General features: G+C 55.4%; 17 protein-coding genes. 8 read left to right on the top strand and 9 right to left on the bottom strand.

What is annotated here, in order from left to right:
• The first annotated feature begins 339 nt into the window (after nucleotides 1-339).
• The 4 genes from xylF (at nucleotide 340) to xylR (ending at nucleotide 5,317) form a co-directional block, all read left to right on the top strand.
• Nucleotides 340-1,332 (top strand): D-xylose ABC transporter substrate-binding protein, encoded by a 993-nt coding sequence (xylF, locus tag ACMGGX_RS10630; protein ID WP_420298352.1) that lies wholly within the window; start codon nucleotides 340-342, stop codon nucleotides 1,330-1,332.
• Nucleotides 1,333-1,404: 72 nt separating this feature from the next.
• The gene (locus ACMGGX_RS10625) at nucleotides 1,405-2,946 is read left to right on the top strand and encodes a xylose ABC transporter ATP-binding protein (RefSeq protein ID WP_420298351.1); all 1,542 of its coding nucleotides are present in this window, start codon (nucleotides 1,405-1,407) and stop codon (nucleotides 2,944-2,946) included.
• Entirely contained in the window at nucleotides 2,924-4,105 is a 1,182-nt protein-coding gene (gene xylH / locus ACMGGX_RS10620) for a xylose ABC transporter permease XylH (protein ID WP_121932616.1), read from the top strand. The genes ACMGGX_RS10625 and xylH overlap by 23 nt, the downstream gene beginning before the upstream one ends.
• 33 nt (nucleotides 4,106-4,138) lie before the next feature.
• Nucleotides 4,139-5,317, top strand: coding sequence for a D-xylose utilization transcriptional activator XylR (xylR, locus tag ACMGGX_RS10615; protein ID WP_023309935.1), 1,179 nt, complete (start codon nucleotides 4,139-4,141; stop codon nucleotides 5,315-5,317).
• Nucleotides 5,318-5,355: 38 nt separating this feature from the next.
• On the opposite strand, the gene ACMGGX_RS10610 is transcribed toward xylR, so the two are convergent.
• Nucleotides 5,356-6,180, bottom strand: coding sequence for a protein bax (locus ACMGGX_RS10610; RefSeq protein WP_032661838.1), 825 nt, complete (start codon nucleotides 6,178-6,180; stop codon nucleotides 5,356-5,358).
• A gap of 313 nt (nucleotides 6,181-6,493) precedes the next feature.
• On the opposite strand from ACMGGX_RS10610, the gene ACMGGX_RS10605 reads away from it, so the two are divergent.
• The gene (locus tag ACMGGX_RS10605) at nucleotides 6,494-8,524 is read left to right on the top strand and encodes an alpha-amylase (protein ID WP_420298350.1); all 2,031 of its coding nucleotides are present in this window, start codon (nucleotides 6,494-6,496) and stop codon (nucleotides 8,522-8,524) included.
• A 241-nt stretch (nucleotides 8,525-8,765) separates the two neighbouring features.
• The gene (avtA, locus tag ACMGGX_RS10600) at nucleotides 8,766-10,022 is read left to right on the top strand and encodes a valine--pyruvate transaminase (protein ID WP_023309932.1); all 1,257 of its coding nucleotides are present in this window, start codon (nucleotides 8,766-8,768) and stop codon (nucleotides 10,020-10,022) included.
• 4 nt (nucleotides 10,023-10,026) lie between these two features.
• Here the strand turns inward: avtA and ACMGGX_RS10595 are convergent, their stop codons facing one another.
• A complete protein-coding gene (locus tag ACMGGX_RS10595; RefSeq protein WP_348562119.1) occupies nucleotides 10,027-10,482 on the bottom strand; it encodes a 4Fe-4S dicluster domain-containing protein in 456 nt (151 codons plus the stop codon).
• Between the two features lie 383 nt (nucleotides 10,483-10,865).
• Nucleotides 10,866-11,606, bottom strand: a complete 741-nt coding sequence (locus ACMGGX_RS10590) for a MipA/OmpV family protein (RefSeq protein ID WP_063438996.1) — start codon at nucleotides 11,604-11,606, stop codon at nucleotides 10,866-10,868.
• Nucleotides 11,607-11,722: 116 nt separating this feature from the next.
• On the opposite strand from ACMGGX_RS10590, the gene ACMGGX_RS10585 reads away from it, so the two are divergent.
• Nucleotides 11,723-12,688 (top strand): LysR family transcriptional regulator, encoded by a 966-nt coding sequence (locus tag ACMGGX_RS10585; RefSeq protein WP_420298755.1) that lies wholly within the window; start codon nucleotides 11,723-11,725, stop codon nucleotides 12,686-12,688.
• On the opposite strand, the gene aldB is transcribed toward ACMGGX_RS10585, so the two are convergent.
• From aldB to ACMGGX_RS10555, 6 genes are all read right to left on the bottom strand, one after another.
• Nucleotides 12,685-14,223, bottom strand: a complete 1,539-nt coding sequence (aldB, locus tag ACMGGX_RS10580; protein WP_029740992.1) for an aldehyde dehydrogenase AldB — start codon at nucleotides 14,221-14,223, stop codon at nucleotides 12,685-12,687. The two genes, ACMGGX_RS10585 and aldB, sit on opposite strands and share 4 nt — an antisense overlap.
• Before the next feature lie 85 nt (nucleotides 14,224-14,308).
• Entirely contained in the window at nucleotides 14,309-16,156 is a 1,848-nt protein-coding gene (selB, locus tag ACMGGX_RS10575; RefSeq protein WP_420298349.1) for a selenocysteine-specific translation elongation factor, read from the bottom strand.
• The gene (gene selA, locus ACMGGX_RS10570) at nucleotides 16,153-17,538 is read right to left on the bottom strand and encodes an L-seryl-tRNA(Sec) selenium transferase (protein ID WP_420298348.1); all 1,386 of its coding nucleotides are present in this window, start codon (nucleotides 17,536-17,538) and stop codon (nucleotides 16,153-16,155) included. The genes selB and selA overlap by 4 nt, the downstream gene beginning before the upstream one ends.
• A gap of 111 nt (nucleotides 17,539-17,649) precedes the next feature.
• The gene (locus ACMGGX_RS10565) at nucleotides 17,650-18,258 is read right to left on the bottom strand and encodes a glutathione S-transferase (protein ID WP_348562115.1); all 609 of its coding nucleotides are present in this window, start codon (nucleotides 18,256-18,258) and stop codon (nucleotides 17,650-17,652) included.
• 90 nt (nucleotides 18,259-18,348) lie between these two features.
• A complete protein-coding gene (locus tag ACMGGX_RS10560) occupies nucleotides 18,349-19,485 on the bottom strand; it encodes an HlyD family secretion protein (protein ID WP_033147023.1) in 1,137 nt (378 codons plus the stop codon).
• Between the two features lie 2 nt (nucleotides 19,486-19,487).
• Nucleotides 19,488-19,844, bottom strand: a complete 357-nt coding sequence (locus ACMGGX_RS10555; RefSeq protein ID WP_023334046.1) for a DUF3302 domain-containing protein — start codon at nucleotides 19,842-19,844, stop codon at nucleotides 19,488-19,490.
• 659 nt (nucleotides 19,845-20,503) lie between these two features.
• On the opposite strand from ACMGGX_RS10555, the gene ACMGGX_RS10550 reads away from it, so the two are divergent.
• Complete coding sequence (locus ACMGGX_RS10550; RefSeq protein ID WP_023309922.1) at nucleotides 20,504-22,411, top strand: PTS mannitol transporter subunit IICBA; 1,908 nt, start codon at nucleotides 20,504-20,506, stop codon at nucleotides 22,409-22,411.
• The last annotated feature ends 28 nt before the right edge of the window (nucleotides 22,412-22,439 follow it).

The raw sequence follows: 22,439 nt of genomic DNA, 5'->3' as shown, positions 1-22,439 counted from the left end.
CGTTGATACAGGAGTAATAGTGAATAGACATTTTGGGTTGCTCAATTACGTTATTTCACACTGCTATTGAGAGAATGCACAACTGTGCGCTGGCTCGCAAAATAATGCGCAGACAAACTCTTTTTCGGCGCGTATTCCAGAATCAAATGTAATTAAGACGTTACGTATTTTAAAATCCGATCGCGGTCATAAATTCAGAAATAAACCAAATATCATAATGAGAAGATAAAAATCTGTAATTGCCAGCCCGCCTTTCCGCGTTAAAAATTTGCTGCGTCTCAGCAGTGAATGTTTCTTTTATCTCAGCAACACATACCCCTACAAAAAGGCCTAATAATTATGAAGATAAAGAACCTGACTCTAACGCTCTGCGCTACGCTCCTCCTTGCAAGCTTTGCAGGACATGCCAAAGAGGTCAAAATTGGCATGGCGATTGACGACCTCCGCCTGGAGCGCTGGCAAAAAGATCGCGATATTTTTGTGAAGAAAGCAGAATCCCTCGGCGCCAGCGTGTTTGTTCAGTCGGCTAACGGCAATGAAGAAACACAAATGTCGCAGATCGAGAATATGATCAACCGTGGCGTCGATGTTCTGGTCATTATCCCCTATAACGGCCAGGTATTAAGTAACGTGGTGAAAGAAGCCAAACAGGAAGGCATAAAAGTCCTGGCCTATGACCGCATGATTAATAATGCGGATATTGATTATTATATTTCGTTCGACAATGAAAAAGTCGGGGAATTACAGGCGCAAAGCCTGATCGACAAAGTGCCTCAGGGCAATTATTTTCTGATGGGCGGATCTCCGGTAGATAACAACGCCAAACTGTTCCGCGAGGGGCAAATGAAAGTCCTTAAGCCGTACATCGATAACGGGAAAATTAAAGTGGTTGGCGATCAGTGGGCCGACGGCTGGCTGCCAGAAAACGCGCTGAAAATTATGGAAAACGCGCTGACGGCCAACAACAACAAAATTGATGCGGTTGTGGCCTCCAACGATGCCACTGCAGGCGGTGCTATCCAGGCCCTGAGCGCACAGGGGCTGGCCGGAAAAGTCGCCATTTCAGGACAGGATGCCGATCTCGCTGGCGTAAAACGCATTATCGCAGGCACCCAAACCATGACGGTCTACAAACCGATTACCCAGCTGGCCAATACGGCGGCGGAAATCGCCGTGGAGCTGGGCAATGGCAAACAACCTAAAGCAGACGCAACGCTGAATAACGGCCTGAAAGACGTTCCGGCTCGCCTGCTCACGCCGATTGAAGTCAATAAAGATAACATTGACGCCACCGTGGTTAAAGACGGTTTCCACAAGAAGAGCGAACTGTAATCCGGCGCAGCCCCTGCTCTGCGGGGGCGCATCACGTTGTACTGTTCTTCCCTCGGGTTATGTGGAGCGGTTATGCCCTATTTACTTGAAATGAAAAGCATCACCAAGCGCTTCGGCACGGTGAAAGCCGTCGACAACGTCAGCCTCCGGTTGAACCCCGGCGAAGTGGTTTCGATGTGCGGCGAGAACGGTTCGGGCAAGTCGACGCTGATGAAAGTGCTGTGCGGGATCTACCCACACGGCAGCTACGAAGGCGAAATCGTCTTTGCCGGCGAAGTGATTCAGGCGACACACATCCGCGATACCGAACGCAAAGGCATCGCCATCATCCACCAGGAGCTGGCGCTGGTGAAGCATCTCACCGTGCTGGAGAACATCTTCCTCGGGGCCGAAATTTCCCACCGCGGCGTGCTGGATTACGACACCATGACGCTCCGCTGCGAAAAGCTGCTGGCGCAGGTGAGCCTCAACATTTCACCGGATACCCGCGTGGGGGATCTGGGCCTGGGTCAACAGCAGCTGGTCGAAATAGCGAAAGCGCTTAATAAACAGGTCAGGCTGCTGATCCTTGATGAGCCCACGGCCTCGCTTACCGAACAGGAAACCGCGGTTCTGCTCAACATCATCCGCGATCTGCAAAACCACGGCATCGCCTGTATCTACATTTCGCACAAGCTGAACGAGGTCAAAGCCATTTCGGACACCATCTGCGTGATCCGTGACGGGCAGCACATCGGCACGCGTGAAGCCGCAGGCATGAGTGAAGATGACATCATCACCATGATGGTGGGCCGCGAGCTGACGGCGCTCTACCCGAATGAGCCTCACGCCATGGGTGATGAAGTGCTGCGCGTGGAAAACCTGACCGCGTGGCACCCCGTTAACCGCCACATCAAGCGCGTCAATAACGTCTCGTTTTCTCTTCACAGCGGTGAAATTCTTGGGATTGCCGGCCTCGTCGGTGCCGGGCGCACCGAAGCCGTACAGTGCCTGTTTGGCGTGTGGCCGGGGCGCTGGGAGGGCACGGTTTATATCGACGGCCAGCCGGTGAAAATCGACAACTGCCAGCAGGCGATTGCCCACGGCATTGCCATGGTGCCGGAAGATCGTAAGAAAGACGGCATCGTACCGGTGATGGCAGTGGGTAAAAACATTACGCTTGCGGCACTCGATCGATTCTCCGGCGCGCTGAGCAGCCTGGACGACGCCGCCGAGCAGCAGTGCATCCTCCAGTCGCTTGCCCGGCTGAAGGTCAAAACCTCCTCGCCGGAGCTGGCGATAGGCCGCCTGAGCGGGGGAAACCAGCAGAAGGCGATTCTGGCGCGCTGCCTGCTTCTCAATCCACGCATATTAATCCTTGATGAGCCGACGCGCGGGATTGATATCGGTGCCAAGTATGAAATCTACAAACTGATTAATCAGCTTGTACAGCAAGGGATTGCCGTCATTGTCATTTCGTCTGAGTTACCCGAAGTGCTCGGCCTGAGCGACCGCGTGCTGGTCATGCACGAGGGAAAACTGAAAGCCAACCTGATTAACCAGAACCTGACGCAGGAGCAGGTGATGGAAGCCGCTTTAAGGAGCGAACGTCATGTCGAAAAGCAATCCGTCTGATATCAAAGTCGCTGTTCCGACGCCCGGTGCGTTCGCGGGGCTAAAAGCGCTTAACCTGCAGGTTTTCGTGATGATCGCGGCCATTATCGTCATCATGCTGTTCTTTACCTGGATGACCGATGGCTCGTACTTAAGCGCGCGTAACGTCTCCAACCTGCTCCGCCAGACCGCCATCACCGGCATTCTAGCCGTGGGCATGGTGTTCGTGATTATCTCCGCGGAGATCGACCTGTCGGTCGGGTCGATGATGGGGCTCCTCGGCGGCGTGGCGGCGATTTTCGACGTCTGGCTCGGCTGGCCGCTGCCGCTGACCGTGGCGGTCACGCTGGTGCTGGGTCTGGTTCTGGGTGCCTGGAACGGCTGGTGGGTTGCCTACCGTAAGGTGCCATCGTTCATTGTCACTCTGGCGGGGATGCTGGCCTTCCGCGGGATCTTAATCGGCATCACTAACGGCACCACCGTCTCCCCGACCAGTGCAGCCATGTCGCAGATTGGTCAGAGTTACCTCTCGGATAGCGTGGGCTTTACCATCGGTGTGGTGGGGTTGCTGGGGTTTGTCGCGTGGCAGTGGCGTGGACGCATGCGTCGTCAGGCGCTGGGGCTGGCTTCTCCGGCGTCAACTTCGGTGGTGGGGCGTCAGGCGCTCACGGCGGTCATTGTGCTGGGCGCCATCTGGCTTTTAAACGACTATCGCGGTGTCCCGACACCCGTCCTGCTGCTGGCGCTTTTACTGCTGGCCGGTATGTTTATGGCGACGCGCACCGCATTTGGCCGCCGTATTTATGCCATTGGCGGCAACCTTGAAGCTGCCCGCCTCTCGGGTATCAATGTCGAACGTACCAAGCTGGCGGTCTTCGCCATTAACGGCCTGATGGTCGCTATCGCCGGGCTGATCCTCAGCTCGCGTCTGGGCGCCGGTTCTCCCTCCGCCGGTAACATCGCCGAGCTGGATGCTATCGCCGCCTGCGTCATTGGCGGTACTAGCCTCGCTGGGGGTATCGGTAGCGTGGCGGGCGCGGTCATGGGGGCATTTATCATGGCGTCGTTGGATAACGGGATGAGTATGATGGACGTCCCGACGTTTTGGCAGTATATCGTCAAGGGGGCCATTCTTTTACTGGCAGTCTGGATGGACTCGGCCACCAAGCGACGGGCCTGATAACCGTATTGTGACTTAATTGGGAAGTGAGCCATGTTTGAAAAGCGTCACCGCATTACGTTGTTATTCAATGCCAATAAGGCCTACGACCGTCAGGTGGTGGAAGGTGTTGGTGAATATTTGCAGGCGTCGCAATCCGAATGGGATATTTTTATTGAAGAAGATTTTCGCACCCGTCTGGAGAACATCAAAGACTGGCTGGGCGATGGCGTCATTGCCGACTATGACGATCCCGTCATCGAGCAGCTGCTGACCGACGTCGATGTCCCGATAGTGGGCGTCGGCGGCTCCTATCATGCGCCCGAACACTATCCGCCGGTCCACTATATTGCCACCGATAACCATGCCCTGGTCGAGGCTGCCTTTCTCCATTTAAAAGAGAAAGGCGTCCATCGCTTCGCGTTTTATGGGTTACCGGCCACCAGCGGCAAGCGCTGGGCCGTTGAGCGAGAACACGCGTTTTGCCAGCTGGTCGCGCAGGAGAAGTATCGCGGCGTGGTCTATCAGGGGCTGGAAACCGCGCCGGAAAACTGGCAGCACGCGCAAAACCGCCTGGCGGACTGGCTGCAAACGCTGCCGCCGCAAACCGGTATTATCGCCGTGACGGACGCGCGCGCGCGGCACGTGCTGCAGGTCTGCGAACACTTACACATTCCGGTGCCCGAAAAGCTGTGCGTGATTGGCATAGATAACGAAGAACTGACCCGCTATCTGTCTCGCGTGGCGCTCTCCTCCGTTGCTCAGGGCACGCGTCAGATGGGCTATCAGGCGGCGAAGCTGCTGCATCGTCTGCTCGATAAAGAATCTCTGCCGCTTCAGCGTTTGCTCGTGCCTCCTGTCCGCGTGGTGGAACGTCGCTCAACCGATTATCGCTCCTTAAGCGACCCGGCCGTCATTCAGGCCATGCACTACATTCGCAACCACGCCTGCAAAGGGATTAAGGTCGATCAGGTGCTGGATTCGGTGGGCATTTCGCGTTCGAATCTGGAGAAGCGTTTTAAAGAAGAGGTAGGCGAAACCATTCATGCCGTCATCCATGCTGAAAAGCTGGAGAAAGCACGCAGCCTGCTCATTTCTACGTCACTGTCGATCAACGAAATCTCGCAGATGTGCGGTTATCCGTCTCTGCAATACTTCTATTCGGTGTTCCGCAAAGAGTATGACACCACGCCGAAGGAGTATCGGGATCGCCACAGCGAGGTGCTGATATAGAAAAGAAAACGCCTTCCAGTGGAAGGCGTTTTTTTAGATTACATATGGGCGGCGATTAAGCGCTGGTTATCCTGGTACATGGCGAACAGATAGTTGTTATAGCTCTGTCCCTTTGTCGAATAACCTTTCAGCTTGTGGATCATCGTACTGGCCGTCACTTCCTGGTCCGCTTTACGCAGCTGAGCGCGTGATTTACGGAACGATGAGTAGGCCGGGTGCGTGTTCAGATTCACCACATAGGCGCTGACGGAATCTTTCACAGATTCAAACTGCGAATAGCCTTTCACCTTGCCAGGGGCATTATTACAACGACCTTTCACACATTTCATGCCGAAAAGGTTGTTGTTGCTACGCGCAAGCTTAGAAGTACCCCAGCCGCTTTCGGCAGCAGCCATGGTAGCAACCATGCTGCCCGGGATGATATCTACACGCTCAAGGAGAGCATTCCACGGCACACGACGGGTGTTACCGTTCCAGCTCAGCTTGTAGCGCTTCGTGATATCTTTCAGACGCGCGCGCTCTGACGGCGACCAGCGGCTATCGTACTGTTTGGAAATCAGCCAGTTACGATCCGCAGTAATCGCGGCATTTTGACTCGTGATGTAAGGCATTACCGTCCGGAGAAACGCTTTTTTCCTTGGTGTTCCGGAAGGGTATTTTCGCAAATCAGGAAGTGAACTACTCTTTGCACTATTGCGAGAATACTCTTGTTTACTGCTAACCTTACTACTTGTCGTCTTTATTACGTGGGCTTTCTTACTCGTTGTATCCGTGTGCGTCTTCGCAAGCACCTCACCCGAAAATGCCGTGGTGAGTAACATGAGTATCGCAGCCCCATATCGTCGAATGGGAGTCGATATCATTAGGTCTCCTGGTCGGATGTAATCATCCCAACACCTTATTTTTTCACAAATTTGAGAGCGGAATCTCAAATCATATCAAAAATAGACTTCAAGAGCACGTATAGAAATAGTCCAATTCCGAAACTATGTCACCTGAAACTTGCTCATAAAAACATCATTCCACAAAAACTGTGTGCGCTATCGCAGATAACTGCCTAATTTTGCGCGAGATCACTCATCCTCACGCATCCTCCTGGCAGAAAGCGACAGGGGATGAGTTTCAGCACCCCGCCTGATGGCACACTGGTCAAAAATGCCGCGACAGGAAAAAGGAATGAAACGTACCGCATTAGCCTTTCTGATGTTACCCGCACTGGCGCATGCCGACTGGTCATCGCCGGGGTTTAACGCATTTAGCGCCGAAGGCACCGGTGTCTTCACCAGCCAGGCAAAGCTTGCGAAGGGTACGCGTCCTCTGACGCTGAGTTTTGACAAGACGTGCTGGCAGCCTGCAGATGCGATAAAACTCAATGAGATGCTGTCGCTCAAGCCCTGTGACGGCACGCCGCCGCAGTGGCGCCTTTTCCGCGACGGTGACTACCAGATGCGGATTGATACCCGCTCCGGCACGCCCACCCTCATGCTGACGATTCAGAGTGCCGCAGAACAGCCGGTTGCAAACGTCATTCGCCAGTGTCCGAAGTGGGACGGCAAACCGCTGACGCTGGACGTCAGCAGTACCTTCCCGGAAGGCTCCGTGGTGCGCGACTACTACAGTAAACAGACGGCGACGGTGCAGAATGGAAAAATCACCCTGCAGCCAGCCGCCAACAGTAACGGCCTGCTGCTGCTTGAGCGCGCCGAAACCGACAAGCCTGCGCCGTTTAGCTGGCAAAACGCCACCGTCTATTTTGTTCTGACCGACCGTTATGTGAATGGTGACCCGGGCAACGACAACAGCTACGGTCGCCATAAAGACGGTATGCAGGAGATTGGCACCTTCCACGGCGGGGATCTCAAGGGACTCGCCGGCAAGCTCGACTACCTGCAGCAACTGGGCGTCAACGCACTCTGGATAAGCTCCCCGCTTGAGCAGATCCACGGCTGGGTAGGCGGTGGCACCAAAGGAGATTTCCCTCACTACGCCTATCACGGCTACTACACCCAGGACTGGACCAAGCTCGACGCCAACATGGGCACCGAAGATGATTTACGCCATCTTGTCGACGAAGCGCACAAGCGCGGGATCCGCGTTCTGTTTGATATCGTTATGAACCACGTTGGCTATGCCACGCTGGCAGACATGCAGGAATTTCAGTTTGGTGCCCTGTACCTTCAGGGTGATGAACTGAAAAAGACGCTGGGAGAACGCTGGACGGACTGGAAGCCGGGCGCGGGCCAAAGCTGGCACAGCTTTAACGACTACATCAACTTTAGCGACAAAGCCGCATGGGAAAAATGGTGGGGCAAGAAATGGATCCGCACGGACATCGGCGATTACGACAACCCTGGCTTCGACGATTTGACCATGTCGCTGGCATTTCTGCCGGATCTGAAAACGGAATCCACGACGCCTTCCGGATTGCCTAACTTTTACCAACACAAGCCCGACACCCACGCGAAGGCCATCCCCGGATATACCCCGCGCGATTATCTGACCCACTGGCTGAGCCAGTGGGTCAGTGACTACGGCATCGACGGTTTCCGGGTGGATACGGCGAAACACGTTGAGCTTGCGGCCTGGCAACAGCTGAAAGACCAGGCAAGCCAGGCGCTGGCGGCCTGGAAAGGGGCGAATCCGGACAAAAAGCTCGACAACGCACCCTTCTGGATGACCGGGGAATCCTGGGGCCACGGGGTGATGCAAAGCGATTATTACCGCCACGGTTTTGATGCGATGATCAACTTTGACTATCAGGAGCAGGCGGCAAAAGCAGTGGATTGTCTGGCAGATATGGATCTCACCTGGCAGCAGATGGCGGAGAAGCTGCAAAGCTTCAACGTGCTGAGCTATCTCTCATCACACGATACGCGTCTGTTCCGCGAAGGGGGCCAGCGAGCTGCGGAGCTGCTTCTGTTAGCACCGGGCAGCGTACAAATCTATTACGGGGATGAATCCGAGCGTCCGTTCGGGCCGACAGGTTCTGACCCATTACAGGGCACCCGATCAGATATGAACTGGCAGGACGTCACGGGCAAGCAGGCCCTAACCGTCGCCCACTGGCAGACGCTGGGTCAGTTCCGCGCCCGCCATCCGGCGATCGGTGAAGGCAAGCAAACCACATTGTCGCTGAAAGAGGGATATGGCTTCGTGCGCGAGCACAAGGGCGATAAGGTGATGGTGGTATGGGCAGGTAATCAATAATTCTCCTCCTCACCCCAAACCTCTTCCCCGCAGAGGAGAGGGAACCGCACGGCGCCGTCTTTTCCCCCTCTCCCTTTTGGGAGTGGGTCGGGGTGAGGGAAAATCCACCAGAACTATTCACTGTATAAATCCAATTCCGCCATACAAAACAACAAATCCGACCACATCACCCGATTTGCACCAGCACGGTGCTAGCGTTATGGTTACCCACTTTCAAAATAAGCTCGACAGATCACCTGCTATGACGTTTTCACTTTTCGGCGACAAATTTACCCGCCATTCAGGCATTACTCGCCTGATGGAGGACCTCAACGACGGGCTGCGCACACCGGGCGCAATCATGCTCGGCGGCGGAAACCCGGCTCAAATTCCGGAGATGAATACCTATTTCCAGACGCTGCTCGCTCAGATGCTGGAAAGCGGCAAAGCAACCGATGCGCTTTGCAATTACGACGGCCCGCAGGGGAAAACTGAACTGCTGGCACTCCTCGCCGAAATGCTGCGTGACGAGCTGGGTTGGGATATCGAACCACAGAATATTGCACTGACAAACGGTAGCCAGAGCGCGTTTTTCTACTTGTTTAACCTGTTCGCAGGGCGTCGCGCCGACGGCACCACCAAAAAAGTGCTGTTCCCGCTGGCGCCGGAGTATATCGGCTACGCCGATTCCGGCCTGGAAGAGGATCTGTTCGTCTCCGCGCGCCCGAACATCGAGCTGCTGCCGGAAGGCCAGTTCAAATATCACGTCGATTTTGAACACCTGCATATTGGTGAAGAGACGGGCATGATCTGCGTATCGCGCCCGACTAACCCAACGGGCAACGTGATCACCGACGACGAACTGATGAAGCTGGATGCTCTCGCGAATCAGCACGGCATTCCGCTGGTGATCGATAACGCCTACGGCGTGCCGTTCCCGGGCATTATCTTCAGCGAAGCACGTCCGCTGTGGAACCCGAACATTGTCCTGTGCATGAGCCTCTCTAAGCTGGGTCTGCCGGGCAGCCGCTGCGGTATCATCATCGCCAACGAGAAAATCATCACCGCCATTACCAATATGAACGGCATTATCAGCCTTTCACCGGGCGGCATTGGCCCGGCGATGATGTGCGAAATGATTAAGCGCAATGACCTGCTGCGTCTGTCCAATGACGTGATTAAGCCATTCTATTACCAGCGCGTACAGGAGACGATTGCGATACTTCGCCGCTACTTGCCGGAAGAACGCTGCCTGATCCACAAGCCTGAAGGGGCGATTTTCCTGTGGCTGTGGTTTAAGGATTTGCCTATCACCACCGAACTGCTCTACCAGCGCCTGAAAAAGCGCGGCGTGCTGATGGTACCGGGCGATTATTTCTTCCCGGGGCTGGATAAGCCGTGGCCGCATACACACCAGTGCATGCGCATGAACTACGTGCCCGATCCGGAAAAAATCGAAGCGGGTGTTAAAATTCTCGCCGAAGAAATTGAAAAAGCCTGGCGCGAAGACGGTCAGTAAGTTCTTACGCCAGATTATGCAGCCGTTCGGCGCGTAGTCTGGCAGGATCAACGCATCGCAACGCGTGGGTTGGACAGGCCTCCACGCAGGCCGGTCCGCCTTCGCGATGCAGGCATAAATCACATTTCAGCGCCTGCGCCCTACTTCCCTCCAGGCGCACCTGCATCGTCCCGAACGGACACGCCACCATACAGCTTTTGCACCCAATGCAGCGCGTCTGCTCAACGAGCCAGGCTCCCGCCGTACGACTGATGGCATGGGTTGGGCAGACGTTAGCACACGGCGCGTCCTCGCACTGATGGCAACCCACTGCCGTTGTGTAGTTGTCCCCCTTAACCACCCGAAGGCGGGGCGAAAAGGCATTAGCAGAGACGGCGCCCTGATGCGACACCGCGCAGGCCACTTCGCAGGTGCGGCACCCAATGCATTTTTCCGCATCCGCCACGATAAATCGGTTCATCTGTTACGCCTCGCGCACGTTAAAATCCAGTTCTTTTGAGATAGCCGCTGGCGCTACCGTCTGAATCAGAATGAATGTAAGCCGGATAAAACATAACGACTCCTGATATCCGTGCTTAATTCCCGCCCGTCGCCAAATACGGGCGAGAGTGCCCGGTTTGATTTTCTTTAAGAATGATACACATGATGCACACCTTTATTGATGGCGCAGATCGCATTAGCGTATCAGGAATATTAATGAGGAAGTCATGACGGTAAGGGAAAACGGGAGATTGGTACTCTCAAATATGCCCGGCGGCGCTTCGCTTGCTCGGGCCTACGTAAAACTGCGATGGCAGTCCATGTAGGCCGGGTAAGGCGAAGCCGCCACCCGGCTTTAACGCATCAGAAACGCCAGGTCAGGCCGGTCATCAGCGCGAAGCTGTCGTCGCGGTCGATCATCGGGCTGTTCTTCACGTCGTCAGGCAATACGGTGTAGACCGCGCTGGCGTTGAGATACAGCTTCTGGGTTAACTGATATTTGGCCGCCAGGCCAACGTATGGCGTCCAGCTGTCACCGGCGGTGTATTCATCCAGACCTGAGCGGCGAGACTCGCTGCCGGATACGCCGTAGTAGTAGTCGTTATAGCTTTCGTCGCTATAGAAAATACCGACAGAGGGCGTCAGGGTCAGGCGTTCCATCCTGATTGGACGGAAGTAAGAAACCTCGCCGATCATACCGCCGCTTTCATCCGTGGCATCACCAGAGATCGCCACTTTCAGAGAACCCCAGCTTTCGTGGCGGTAGTACGCGCCGCCGAGGAAAGCAGAGGCTTTACGCTCATCAAGCTGTTTCATCTGATGGTCGTCGTTGTCATCTGGATCGAAATGCAGCGGCATCCACGATGCGGTCAGGCTGAGTTCATTTTTTGCATCTTTCCACAGGATCCATCCACCCGTGGTCTGGCGAACATAAAAACGATCGCCTTCGTAGCTAATTAACGGTACTGCGGTAGTATTTTCGTTATAGCCTTTGTAAGGAGACTCATTAAATACAGCCCCCGCTCCTAGTGAAAAGTCACCGGCCATTGCTGAGGATGTTGCAAATAACGTGGCAGCGATGAGTAAATTGTATTTAATAGTCATTACATGTAATCCATAAAATGCCAAACAAGCGAGGCGCATAATAATGGTTACAAATTTGCCAATGCAACGCTGCGGTTTATATAATATTATATATAAAATCATATAGATGAGTGCGCATGATGAATAAATTACAGCTAAAACCACGCGAATTAAAAATTATATCCGTCATCGCAGCAACCCACAGCATTGGCGATGCCGCCGCCCTGCTGGGCATGGCGCAGGCCAACGTCAGTAAATATCTGTCTGATTTTGAAACGCGGGTTGGACTCAAGGTTTTTGAGCGCACCACGCGCCAGCTGGCCCTGACCCAGTTTGGTGAAGCGTTACTCCCTTACGTGAATACCACGCTGGACAGGAACAGTCAACTCGTTAATTTTATTGCTGATTATAAGCATGAGAAGCGTGGAAAGGTCACGATCTATGCCCCTACAGGTATCGTAACCTATCTCGCGCGCCACGTGATCCATCAGATAGAAGATATCGGTGACATCCGCATCTCCCTGAAAACCTACAACCTCGACCGGAATGAATTTTCAGAAGGCGTTTCCTTTCCGGATGACTGCGACGTTTTAATTACCTATGCGCAACCAAAAGACGAAAGTCTGGTTGCCAGCGTGTTAACAAAATATTCCGTTACGGCATTTGCAACCGTTGATTATTTAAATAAGCATCCCTTAAAGGGACCTGAAGATTTAATTAATCATTCCTGTATTCTCATTGACTCCATGCTGGTCGATGATGCAAATATCTGGCGTTTCCGCGTGCACGGCAGTGATAGCGTGCATGACTACCGGGTGACCGGTAATTATATTTGCGACAATACGCAGACGGCCCTGGAGCTGGCAAGAAATAATCTTGGGATTGTTTTTGCGCCAAAAGAGAGTCTGAAAAAAGAATTAACGCAAGGGATGCTGGTTCCCTGCTTCCCGCATCAGGAAGAGTGGTGGCTCGATCTAACGGCCATCTTCCGCAAACGCGAATACCAGCCCTGGCGCGTGCAATACGTTCTGGATGGCGTTCTGAACTGCCTGCGCCAGCAAATAGCTCAGGCCGCCCATGGACGGCCTGAGCTGGGCGATTAGAACAGCCCCAGCGGTTTATCGGAGTAGCTGACCAGCAAACATTTCGTTTGCTGATAATGCTCCAGCATCATCTTGTGGGTTTCACGCCCAATGCCCGATTGCTTATAACCGCCAAATGCCGCGTGGGCAGGATAGGCGTGGTAGCAGTTGGTCCAGACGCGACCGGCCTGAATGCCTCTACCCATTTTATAGGCCAGATTACCGTTGCGGCTCCAGACGCCCGCTCCCAGGCCATACGGTGTGTCGTTGGCAATCTCCAGCGCCTCCTCCATCGTTTTGAAGGTGGTCACGGCCAGTACCGGTCCGAAAATTTCCTCCTGGAAGACGCGCATGTTGTTCTGACCGAACAGGATCGTTGGCTCCAGGTAATATCCTTCCTGCAGATCCCCACCGAGCACCTTACGGCGACCGCCGGTCAGAATATCCGCCCCCTCTTTCTTGCCGATATCGATGTAGTTGAGGATGGTTTCCAACTGTCCGTGCGAGACCTGCGCCCCCATCTGCGTGACGTTATCGAGCGGGTTACCGCTGCGGATAGATTCGACGCGGCGAATGGCCCGCTCCATAAAGCGCTCATAGATGGACTCCTGCACCAGCGCGCGGCTTGGGCAGGTGCAGACTTCGCCCTGGTTAAACGCAAACAGCGCAAACCCTTCCAGGGCTTTATCGAAGAAGGCATCCTCTTCCTCCATCACGTCCGCGAAGAAGATGTTCGGGGATTTCCCGCCCAGCTCCAGGGTCACGGGAATGATGTTCTGCGTGGCGTACTGCATAATCTGCTGGCCCACTTCCGTCGACCCGGTAAACGCCACTTTAGCGATCCGTTTCGAGGTAGCCAGATATTCCCCTATCTCACCGCCCGCACCGTTGACCACGTTAATCACGCCCGGCGGCAGAAGATCGCCAACGATTTCCATCAGCAGCAGCACCGAGAGCGGGGTCAGACGCGCCGGTTTCAGCACAATGCAGTTGCCGGCCGCCAGCGCGGGCGCCATTTTCCAGCTCGCCATCAGCAGCGGGAAGTTCCACGGAATGATTTGCCCGACGACGCCCAGCGGTTCGTGGAAATGATACGCCACGGTGTCGCTGTCTACCTCGCTTATTCCACCCTCCTGAGCGCGAATGCAGGAGGCAAAATAGCGGAAGTGGTCGATGGCCAGCGGCACGTCTGCCGCCATCGTTTCCCGGATCGGCTTACCGTTATCCCAGGTTTCCGCCGTCGCCAGCAGCTCCAGATTCTGCTCCATCCGGTCAGCGATTTTGAACAAAATAGCCGCGCGGTCCTGAACGGAGGTATGGCCCCATTTATCTTTCGCTTTGTGCGCCGCATCCAGCGCCAGATCGATATCACGCCTGCCGGAGCTGGCTATTTCGCACAGCGGCTGGCCGGTTACGGGGGTCAGGTTGGAATAGTATTCGCCGTCGACGGGAGCTACCCAGTCGCCGCCAATAAAGTTGTCATAACGAGGCTTCAGCTTGAGGGGAAAACCATACTCGCCGGGCTGGATACGCGATGAGGGAGGATTGTTTGTCATGACCGTCTCCTTGCTGTTGGTGTACATCAAGGGTAGTTCCGGCTGGCGATTTTCTCGCCAACCGGTAACGGCTTTACGACGGGGGTCACGGAGTTTCAGGAAATAATAACGAATCGCGCAATAAATGATCGTTACCGCGACGGCGGGTAAAGCCGATGCGGTTGAAATACTCCAGGATCTGAATCGCCAGCTTGCGGCCCACGTTCAGCCGGTCGCGGAAATCGGCTGCGCAGGTAGAGCCTCGCTCCTGATCCAGCTCGCGGATCAGGTTCGCAAACGCCACAATGCGATCGTTACGGTAATAACGATCCTTCACGATCGCGACTATCAGCCCCTGCTGCGCCGCATGGCGCAATACCTGACGCATCACCTGCTCGTCGGTATTCGTTTCGCGGGCCAGATCGCGAACCCACCATGGCTCATCGCCAAACAGCGAGGCCACTTTTTGCCATACCGCTTCTTGCTCTGCGGTAAACCCGGCCTTGTGATCCGGCAGATGCAGCCAGCCGTGGTGGCTTTTGATCGCCCCGCTTTCGCGCATGTTTTCAATCAGCAGCAGCACCAGCGCATCGTCTTCCATCGGCAGCGCCATGCGCCGCAGACGCTCACGGCCCGGGCCAGGCTCATCCTGATGCTGTTCATGGTACGTTGCGAGCGTGCTCAGTATCTTACGCTGCCAGTGTGCGGCAACCGGGGCGTTTAGCAGACTGTTTCCAGCCTGAATAAAGCCCGGCTGCTGGGCCAGCAGGCGTAACCCTTCCTCGCTCAGCTGGCGTGCCCATGCAAAATCACGCAGGCTCACCGCACCGCGCTCAAGATGCACCCGCAGCGCGGCGTTATCATCGCTGGCCTGCGCCAGAGCAGCCAGCCACTGCAGATATTCAGGTTTACGCTTGCCGCGTCGCGGTGGATTCAGCGCGACCACCCGTGCCCCGGCCAGCGTTTCCCGCGCGGAAATATCACGCAGTACCAGACGATCGTTGTCTGCAAGCCAGAGCGGAGAATCGAATACCAGTTCGGCAAGGTCGTTTTCCAGCAGCGACACGCGCCCGGTGATATGGCTCGCCGCATGGTGAATATGCAGCGGCTGCCATTGGGTCAGGGGCACGTTTGTCTGCAGGGAGACAATGACGCGTTCAGACGGCTCTGGTGGGGCATCGGCCAGCAGCCAGTCGCCGCGGTTAAGCTGCTCTTTTTCCGCATCCCCGGCAATGTTCAGCGCGATCCGCTGCCCGGCATGAGCGCGCTCTGCGGGCTGGTTTTGCGCATGTAAGCCACGCACGCGCATCGGCTTGTTAACGCCCGTCAGCCAGAGCGTATCACCTACGTTCACTTCACCGCTCAGCGCCGTACCGGTCACCACCAGCCCCGCGCCTTTGACGGTAAACGCCCGGTCAATCGCCAGACGAAAGCGGTGGTGGCTGGCATGGTCACGCGACGAAAGCTGCCGTAAGTGGTGGCGAAGTTCATCGATACCGCGCCCTTCTGTCGCCACGGTGACAAAAAGCGGAGCATCGGCAAAACCATACTCCTGCAAGGTCGCCTGTACCGTTTCGCGCACTTCGCTGACGCGTGCGTCATCCACGCGATCGGCTTTGGTCAGCGCCACGGTCAGCTGCGGGTTGCCGGTCAGCTGCAGGATCGCCAGGTGCTCACGGGTTTGCGCCATGACGCCATCATCGCAGGCCACCACCAGCAGGGCATGATCGATGCCCCCCACGCCCGCCAGCATGTTGGACAGAAACTTTTCATGCCCCGGAACATCAATAAAACCCAGTACGCGACCGTCAGGCTGGGGCCAGTAGGCATAGCCCAGATCGATGGTCATGCCGCGCTTTTTCTCTTCCGGCAGGCGGTCGGCGTTTATGCCGGTAATCGCCTGCAGTAGCGTGGTTTTTCCGTGGTCGACGTGACCGGCGGTGGCAATAATCATTTCAACAACATCTCCAGAAATCGCTCTTCATCTTCAAGGCAGCGCAGATCCAGCCACATTCGGCCATCGTAAATCCGCCCGATAACCGGCGCGGGCAGGCCACGCCAGCGCGACGACAGGGCTTCAAGGTGGCTGCCGCGCCCGTCACGCGGGGTGAACGTGAGCGCTTCACTCGGCAGCCTGTCCACCGGCAGCGAACCGCTGCCAATCTGCGACTGGCAGGGTTCAATGCGAACATCAAAATCGGGATAGTGCGGGGCAATGCGCGGCAGCAGTAATTCGGCCTGGGCGCGAATCGAAGCGGCATCGCGGGTTAACAGACGCAGCGTGGGCAGGCGGTCGGCCAGTTTCTCCGGATGGAGATAAAGACGCAGCGTCGCCTCCAGCGCGGCAAGCGTCATTTTATCGGCTCGCAGGGCGCGCTTAAGCGGATGCTGCTGCAGCTGCGCAATCAGCTCGCGCTTGCCGACGATAATCCCGGCCTGCGGCCCGCCAAGCAGCTTGTCGCCGGAAAAGCTGACCAGGCTGACGCCCGCCGCAATCATCTCTTGCGGCATCGGCTCTTTCGGCAGCCCGTAAAGGCTCAGATCCACCAGCGAGCCGCTGCCAAGATCGGCAATCACCGGAATATTCAGTTCGCGGCCAATCGCCGCCAGCTCGCCCTCTTCAACCGTTTTGGTGAAGCCTTCAATATGATAATTGCTGGTGTGAACCTTCATCAGCAGGGCGGTATTTTCATTCACCGCCGCGCGATAATCTTTCGCATGGGTACGGTTAGTGGTGCCCACCTCATGCAGCGTACAGCCCGCCTGGCGCATCACGTCCGGAATACGAAACGCCCCGCCAATCTCCACCAGCTCGCCGCGGGAAACCACCACCTCTTTGCCGCTGGCGGTGGCAGCCAGCATCAGCAGCACCGCTGCGGCGTTGTTATTCACAATGCAGGCATCTTCCGCGCCGGTCAGATGGCACAGCAGGTCCGCCAGCGCCCGGTCACGATGCCCGCGTCCGGCGCCGTCCAGATCGTACTCCAGCGTCACGGGCGCCCGCATGGCCTGCACAACCGCAGCAACCGCCTCTTCCGCCTGCTGCGCGCGTCCCAGGTTGGTATGCAGTACGGTACCGGTCAGGTTAATCACCGGGCGTAACGCGCTTTGCGCTTTCTCATCCAGCCGGTGCTCAACTTCCTGCTCCCACGCCGCGCACCATTCGGGCAAGGCGTTTTCTGACTGAATAGCGCATCGGGCTTCGTCCTGAAGCAGGCGTAATATCTCCACCGTCGCGGTATGGCCAAAACGCTCAACGGCAGCATGAATGCGGGGCTCGCGAAGGAGACGGTCGGTAGCGGGGATCTGGCTGTACAGCGAATGATGAGTAGTCATGAAGGCGCCTGGCGAGTAAATATCTTCCCCCCTCCCGACGGGAGAGGGAGTTAACATGTGGAGGGATTGTACCGCCTCCGACGCCGAAGTGTTATAACCCGCGTCAAGCCTTTAAGCCTTTGGCGGTTCGGTACGGGCAAAGCTCTCGCGGCTAAAAAGCGTGTCTGCAAGTTTCACCAGCAGCGGACGGTCAACGCACCAGCCAGGGGAAACCCGGCGGAAGTTGAGATAGCCGATGGCGCAGGCGATAGCGATGGTTGCCAGGTTCAGGCTGTCGGTTTGAATCTTTCCCTCCCGGATAAGCTGTTCGCACCTGTCCAGGCTGCGGCTGATTTTTTCCCGCTGGCGTAACAGTTCCGTTTCCGACTGCTGGGCGGCGGGCCTTGCCTGTTCACGCACGGAGGTTAACGCCGCATCCATAATGCCATCGGCCAGGGCTTCAATTTGCTTCACGGCCAGCGCCGCTTTTGGGTCAGCCGGCAGCATTGCCGGGGCAACGCCCAGCAGCTCGATATACTCCGCAATAATCGGGGAATCGAACCAGTATTCGCCCTCGTCCGTCACCAGCGCCGGGACTTTCCCCAGCGGGTTGTACTGCGCGACGCCGTTTTTAGCGTTGTAGGGCTGTTCATTGATGAATTCAAATTCAATCCCTTTCTCCAGCAGGAGAATCGAGATCTTTCGCACGAAGGGACTGGTGTAGCTACCGATGAGTTTCATTGCCTGATCCTTGATGCCGGAAAAAAGTCAGTATGGATCAAGCGATGAAAAAAGGGCAGGTACGCGTGTCGCATTCCTGCCCTGGAAGGATTAATGATCGAGGTAGAGGTAGTGCATCCAGCTGGTCATGCGCAGCAATACTTTACGCATCACCGAGACGTGGGCGAAATGGTCCGAGTAGACCGCCACCTGGGCATAGATACCGTCTGGCAGCGCATCGACTTCCGCATTCGGATCCAGCTCAATCGTACCCAACACGCCGTCCGTTCCCGGCACCACCGTCAGCGACTGCAGCGCGCCCTGCGCCTGATAGGAGCCTCCCGGCACCACCGGCAGAATACTGGTGAGTTTACCGGTAAACACCTGGCCCGGCAGCGCGTTAAACACCACCTCCGCTTCATCGCCCGGCTTCAGGCGCAGCAGCGAGTTCTGACGGAACTGGGCCACGATCTGACGCTTCTGTTCAGGAATAAAGACCATCACCGGACGCAGCGGCAGCGCGGCTGCGTACGTCCCCGGACGGATCAGCACCTGGGTGATGTAACCATCGCTTGGCGCACGGACCACGGTCTGATCCAGATTGTATTTCGCTTCAGCAAGCTGCGCGCGTAAGGAGGCAATCTGCGACTGCTCGCCGTTCACCATGCTGTCCAGCTGGCTTTGAATCTGCGTCTGTTCGGCAACGGAGCCTTTCACCATCGCATCCTGTGCGAGATAATTTTGCCGCGCGTTGTCGATATCGCTTTCAGAAAACGGATTCACCTTTGCCTGGCTGCCTTTCAGGTAGCGCTGATAATCTTTAAACAGACGATCGCGTTCAGCCGACACGCGGGTGGTATTGGCGACCGCTTCCGAAAGCTGCGCTTTCAGATTGTCGATATTGTGCGTCGCGGTCACAAGGTCGGCCTGGAGTCTGTCGACGCGCGCCTGGTAGCGGCCCGGATCCAGTTTAAATAACACTTCGCCTTTTTTAATAAGCTGGTTATTTTTATCGGTCACTTCACTGACCACCCCGGTAACCTGCGGCGTAATCGGAATAGAAATAACCGCCTTTTGCGCCGTAAAGGTGTACGGATGGTTATAGTTCATTAACAGAATAAGTCCGGCAACAATAAACACCCCGCCTAATGTCGCGGTGGCAAGGGTCCACTGGTTTACCGGAATGCGGAATATTTTAAAAATCACCCAGGCAAATGCCACATAGGTCAAAATAATCAACAGATCCATGATTAGCGCTCCAGCGTGTTTTTATCAGCAGCGGGCTGTACCGCTGCCAGCTTTTGTTCTAATTCGGCCACGCGTTTGGCCAGCGCATCCATGCCCGGAACCTCATCAGGCTTGGTGATGTGGTTTTGCATCCCCCAGCCGCGATCTTCACGGTACAGCGTGGCCCATATCCACAGGAACGGCCAGATGGCATGGAGCGTAAACAGGCTAATCCAGCCTGCCGTATGAATCGCATCGGCATGCGGATGGTTACGCTTTTTGGCCATATTATAAGGAATGTCATGGATGGCGATGATTCCATAAAACAGAACCAGAAATACAAAAATCAATACGCCCAGCGCAAAATAGTTGAGAAACATATTCTCCTCACTTAAACAACGGCAACTCATTGAATTAATAAAACAGTACGCAACCTAATTAATTTATTTTGAAATACATAAGGTGTGCTGGTTATTTCAGAGCCGGGGAGTATCGGTTTTTATAATATCTCCATGCAAGTTTATAAGCGTGTCAAAATATATCCTGAATAATAATATACTTAACCTTACAATATGAGCGTAATCCACGTTTAAACTTTTCGCCATACCACACATCAAAAGTGGTTTTTTAGCTTAACGTGTCGCGCTATGCCATCCTGACGCCGAATCGATAAGCAGAGTTTGCCGGCGATCACAGCCGGAGAAATCTGCATAAAAATATTTTGTGAAATCAGTCACAATCCAGAAACAAACATACAAAATCAAAGCGTGACAACCGTCACATAAAAGGGTGGTTTTTGCCGCATTTCTCGCCATCGTATTTTTTTTGCCCACCTTTTTTGTGACCAGGATCACCTCATTGACATCCATACCCCCTACATTTACGTGACATGCGTCACACAAATTTTCGCTGTCTGGACAGTTGAACGATTCAGTGCCAGATTTCACAGCATCAGAACAGGGTCCGGCTACCTCTGCCGCCTCATTAACAATAAACCTCGGGCCGCAAGCCTAAGCGTAAACAGAAGAAGGGGTGTTTTATGTCATCCGATTTCAAGATCAAAGTTCAAAGCTTTGGTCGTTTCCTCAGCAACATGGTGATGCCAAATATCGGCGCGTTTATCGCGTGGGGTATCATCACTGCATTGTTCATTCCGACAGGGTGGTTGCCTAACGAAACGCTGGCGAAACTTGTTGGCCCAATGATTACCTATCTCCTGCCGCTGCTCATCGGTTTCACCGGTGGTCGTCTGGTGGGCGGTGACCGTGGTGGCGTAGTGGGCGCTATCACGACCATGGGTGTTATCGTCGGTGCGGATATGCCGATGTTCCTCGGTGCAATGATTGCCGGTCCTCTTGGCGGCTGGGCGATTAAGAAATTCGACGTCTGGGTTGATGGTAAGATCAAATCCGGCTTCGAAATGCTGGTGAACAACTTCTCTGCGGGCATCATCGGGATGATCCTCGCGATTCTGGCGTTCCTCGGCATTGGCCCTGCGGTTGAAGTGCTGTCCAAAATTCTGGCGGCGGGCGTTAACTTCATGGTTGCGCACGACATGCTGCCGCTGGCGTCTATCTTCGTTGAACCGGCGAAAATCCTGTTCCTGAACAACGCCATCAACCACGGCATCTTCTCGCCGCTGGGTATTCAGCAGTCTCACGATCTCGGCAAATCCATCTTCTTCCTGATTGAAGCTAACCCGGGTCCGGGTATGGGCGTTCTGCTGGCGTACATGTTCTTTGGTCGCGGCAGCGCTAAGCAGTCTGCTGGCGGTGCGGCAATCATTCACTTCCTGGGCGGTATCCACGAAATTTACTTCCCGTACGTGCTGATGAACCCACGTCTGATCCTGGCCGTTATCCTTGGCGGTATGACCGGCGTGTTCACCCTGAGCGTGCTGGGCGGCGGTCTGGTGTCTCCAGCTTCTCCGGGTTCTATCCTGGCGGTGCTGGCGATGACGCCAAAAGGGGCGTACTTCGCGAACATCGCGGCCATCTGTGCGGCAATGGCGGTCTCCTTCGTGGTCTCTTCTATCCTGCTGAAAACCAGCAAAGTGAAAGAAGACGACGATATCGAAGCGGCGACCCGTCGTATGCACGACATGAAAGCCGAATCCAAAGGCGCGACCCCGCTGGCGGCTGGTGATGTGTCTAACGACCTGAGCCACGTGCGTAAAATCATCGTTGCTTGTGACGCCGGTATGGGTTCCAGCGCAATGGGTGCAGGCGTGCTGCGTAAGAAAGTGCAGGATGCGGGCCTGACCAACATCTCCGTCACCAACAGCGCCATTAACAGCCTGCCGCCGGACGTTGACCTGGTCATCACGCACCGCGACCTGACCGAACGCGCCATGCGCCAGGTACCGCAGGCACAGCACATCTCGCTAACTAACTTCCTCGACAGCGGCCTGTACACCAGTCTGACCGAACGTCTGGTTGCGGCGCAGCGTCACGAAGACAACGAAGTGAAAGTGCGCTCAAGCCTGCAGGACAGCTTTGACGAGAGCAACGCCCACCTGTTCAAACTGGGTGCGGAAAACATCTTCCTCGGTCGCACAGCGGCAACCAAAGAAGAAGCGATTCGCTTTGCCGGCGAGCAGCTGGTGAAAGGCGGCTACGTTCAGCCTGAATATGTTGACGCGATGCTGGAACGCGAAAAACTGACGCCAACCTACCTGGGCGAATCCATCGCAGTGCCGCACGGTACGGTTGAAGCGAAAGATCGCGTCCTGAAAACCGGCGTCGTATTCTGTCAGTATCCGCAGGGCGTGCGCTTCGGTGAAGAAGAAGACGACATCGCCCGTCTGGTGATTGGTATCGCCGCTCGCAACAACGAGCACATTCAGGTGATTACCAGCCTGACCAACGCGCTGGATGATGAATCTGTCATTGCGCGTCTGGCGAGCACCACCAGCGTGGAAGAAGTCCTGGCACTTCTTAACAAATAAGTCCTCTTCCCTCTCCCCTCTGGGGAGA

This window comes from Enterobacter sp. BNK-29 (genome assembly GCF_048684785.1).
Taxonomy (GTDB): Bacteria; Pseudomonadota; Gammaproteobacteria; order Enterobacterales; family Enterobacteriaceae; genus Enterobacter; species Enterobacter cloacae_M.
Note: the sequence above shows the minus strand (reverse complement) of the source record. Positions and strands in the feature narration are given on the sequence as shown.

Coding starts and splice junctions, on each gene's coding strand:
- xylF (WP_420298352.1), top strand. CDS start 340: ATGAAGATAAAGAACCTGACTCTAACGCTCTGCGCTACGCTCCTCCTT.
- ACMGGX_RS10625 (WP_420298351.1), top strand. CDS start 1,405: ATGCCCTATTTACTTGAAATGAAAAGCATCACCAAGCGCTTCGGCACG.
- xylH (WP_121932616.1), top strand. CDS start 2,924: ATGTCGAAAAGCAATCCGTCTGATATCAAAGTCGCTGTTCCGACGCCC.
- xylR (WP_023309935.1), top strand. CDS start 4,139: ATGTTTGAAAAGCGTCACCGCATTACGTTGTTATTCAATGCCAATAAG.
- ACMGGX_RS10610 (WP_032661838.1), bottom strand. CDS start 6,180: ATGATATCGACTCCCATTCGACGATATGGGGCTGCGATACTCATGTTA.
- ACMGGX_RS10605 (WP_420298350.1), top strand. CDS start 6,494: ATGAAACGTACCGCATTAGCCTTTCTGATGTTACCCGCACTGGCGCAT.
- avtA (WP_023309932.1), top strand. CDS start 8,766: ATGACGTTTTCACTTTTCGGCGACAAATTTACCCGCCATTCAGGCATT.
- ACMGGX_RS10595 (WP_348562119.1), bottom strand. CDS start 10,482: ATGAACCGATTTATCGTGGCGGATGCGGAAAAATGCATTGGGTGCCGC.
- ACMGGX_RS10590 (WP_063438996.1), bottom strand. CDS start 11,606: ATGACTATTAAATACAATTTACTCATCGCTGCCACGTTATTTGCAACA.
- ACMGGX_RS10585 (WP_420298755.1), top strand. CDS start 11,723: ATGATGAATAAATTACAGCTAAAACCACGCGAATTAAAAATTATATCC.
- aldB (WP_029740992.1), bottom strand. CDS start 14,223: ATGACAAACAATCCTCCCTCATCGCGTATCCAGCCCGGCGAGTATGGT.
- selB (WP_420298349.1), bottom strand. CDS start 16,156: ATGATTATTGCCACCGCCGGTCACGTCGACCACGGAAAAACCACGCTA.
- selA (WP_420298348.1), bottom strand. CDS start 17,538: ATGACTACTCATCATTCGCTGTACAGCCAGATCCCCGCTACCGACCGT.
- ACMGGX_RS10565 (WP_348562115.1), bottom strand. CDS start 18,258: ATGAAACTCATCGGTAGCTACACCAGTCCCTTCGTGCGAAAGATCTCG.
- ACMGGX_RS10560 (WP_033147023.1), bottom strand. CDS start 19,485: ATGGATCTGTTGATTATTTTGACCTATGTGGCATTTGCCTGGGTGATT.
- ACMGGX_RS10555 (WP_023334046.1), bottom strand. CDS start 19,844: ATGTTTCTCAACTATTTTGCGCTGGGCGTATTGATTTTTGTATTTCTG.
- ACMGGX_RS10550 (WP_023309922.1), top strand. CDS start 20,504: ATGTCATCCGATTTCAAGATCAAAGTTCAAAGCTTTGGTCGTTTCCTC.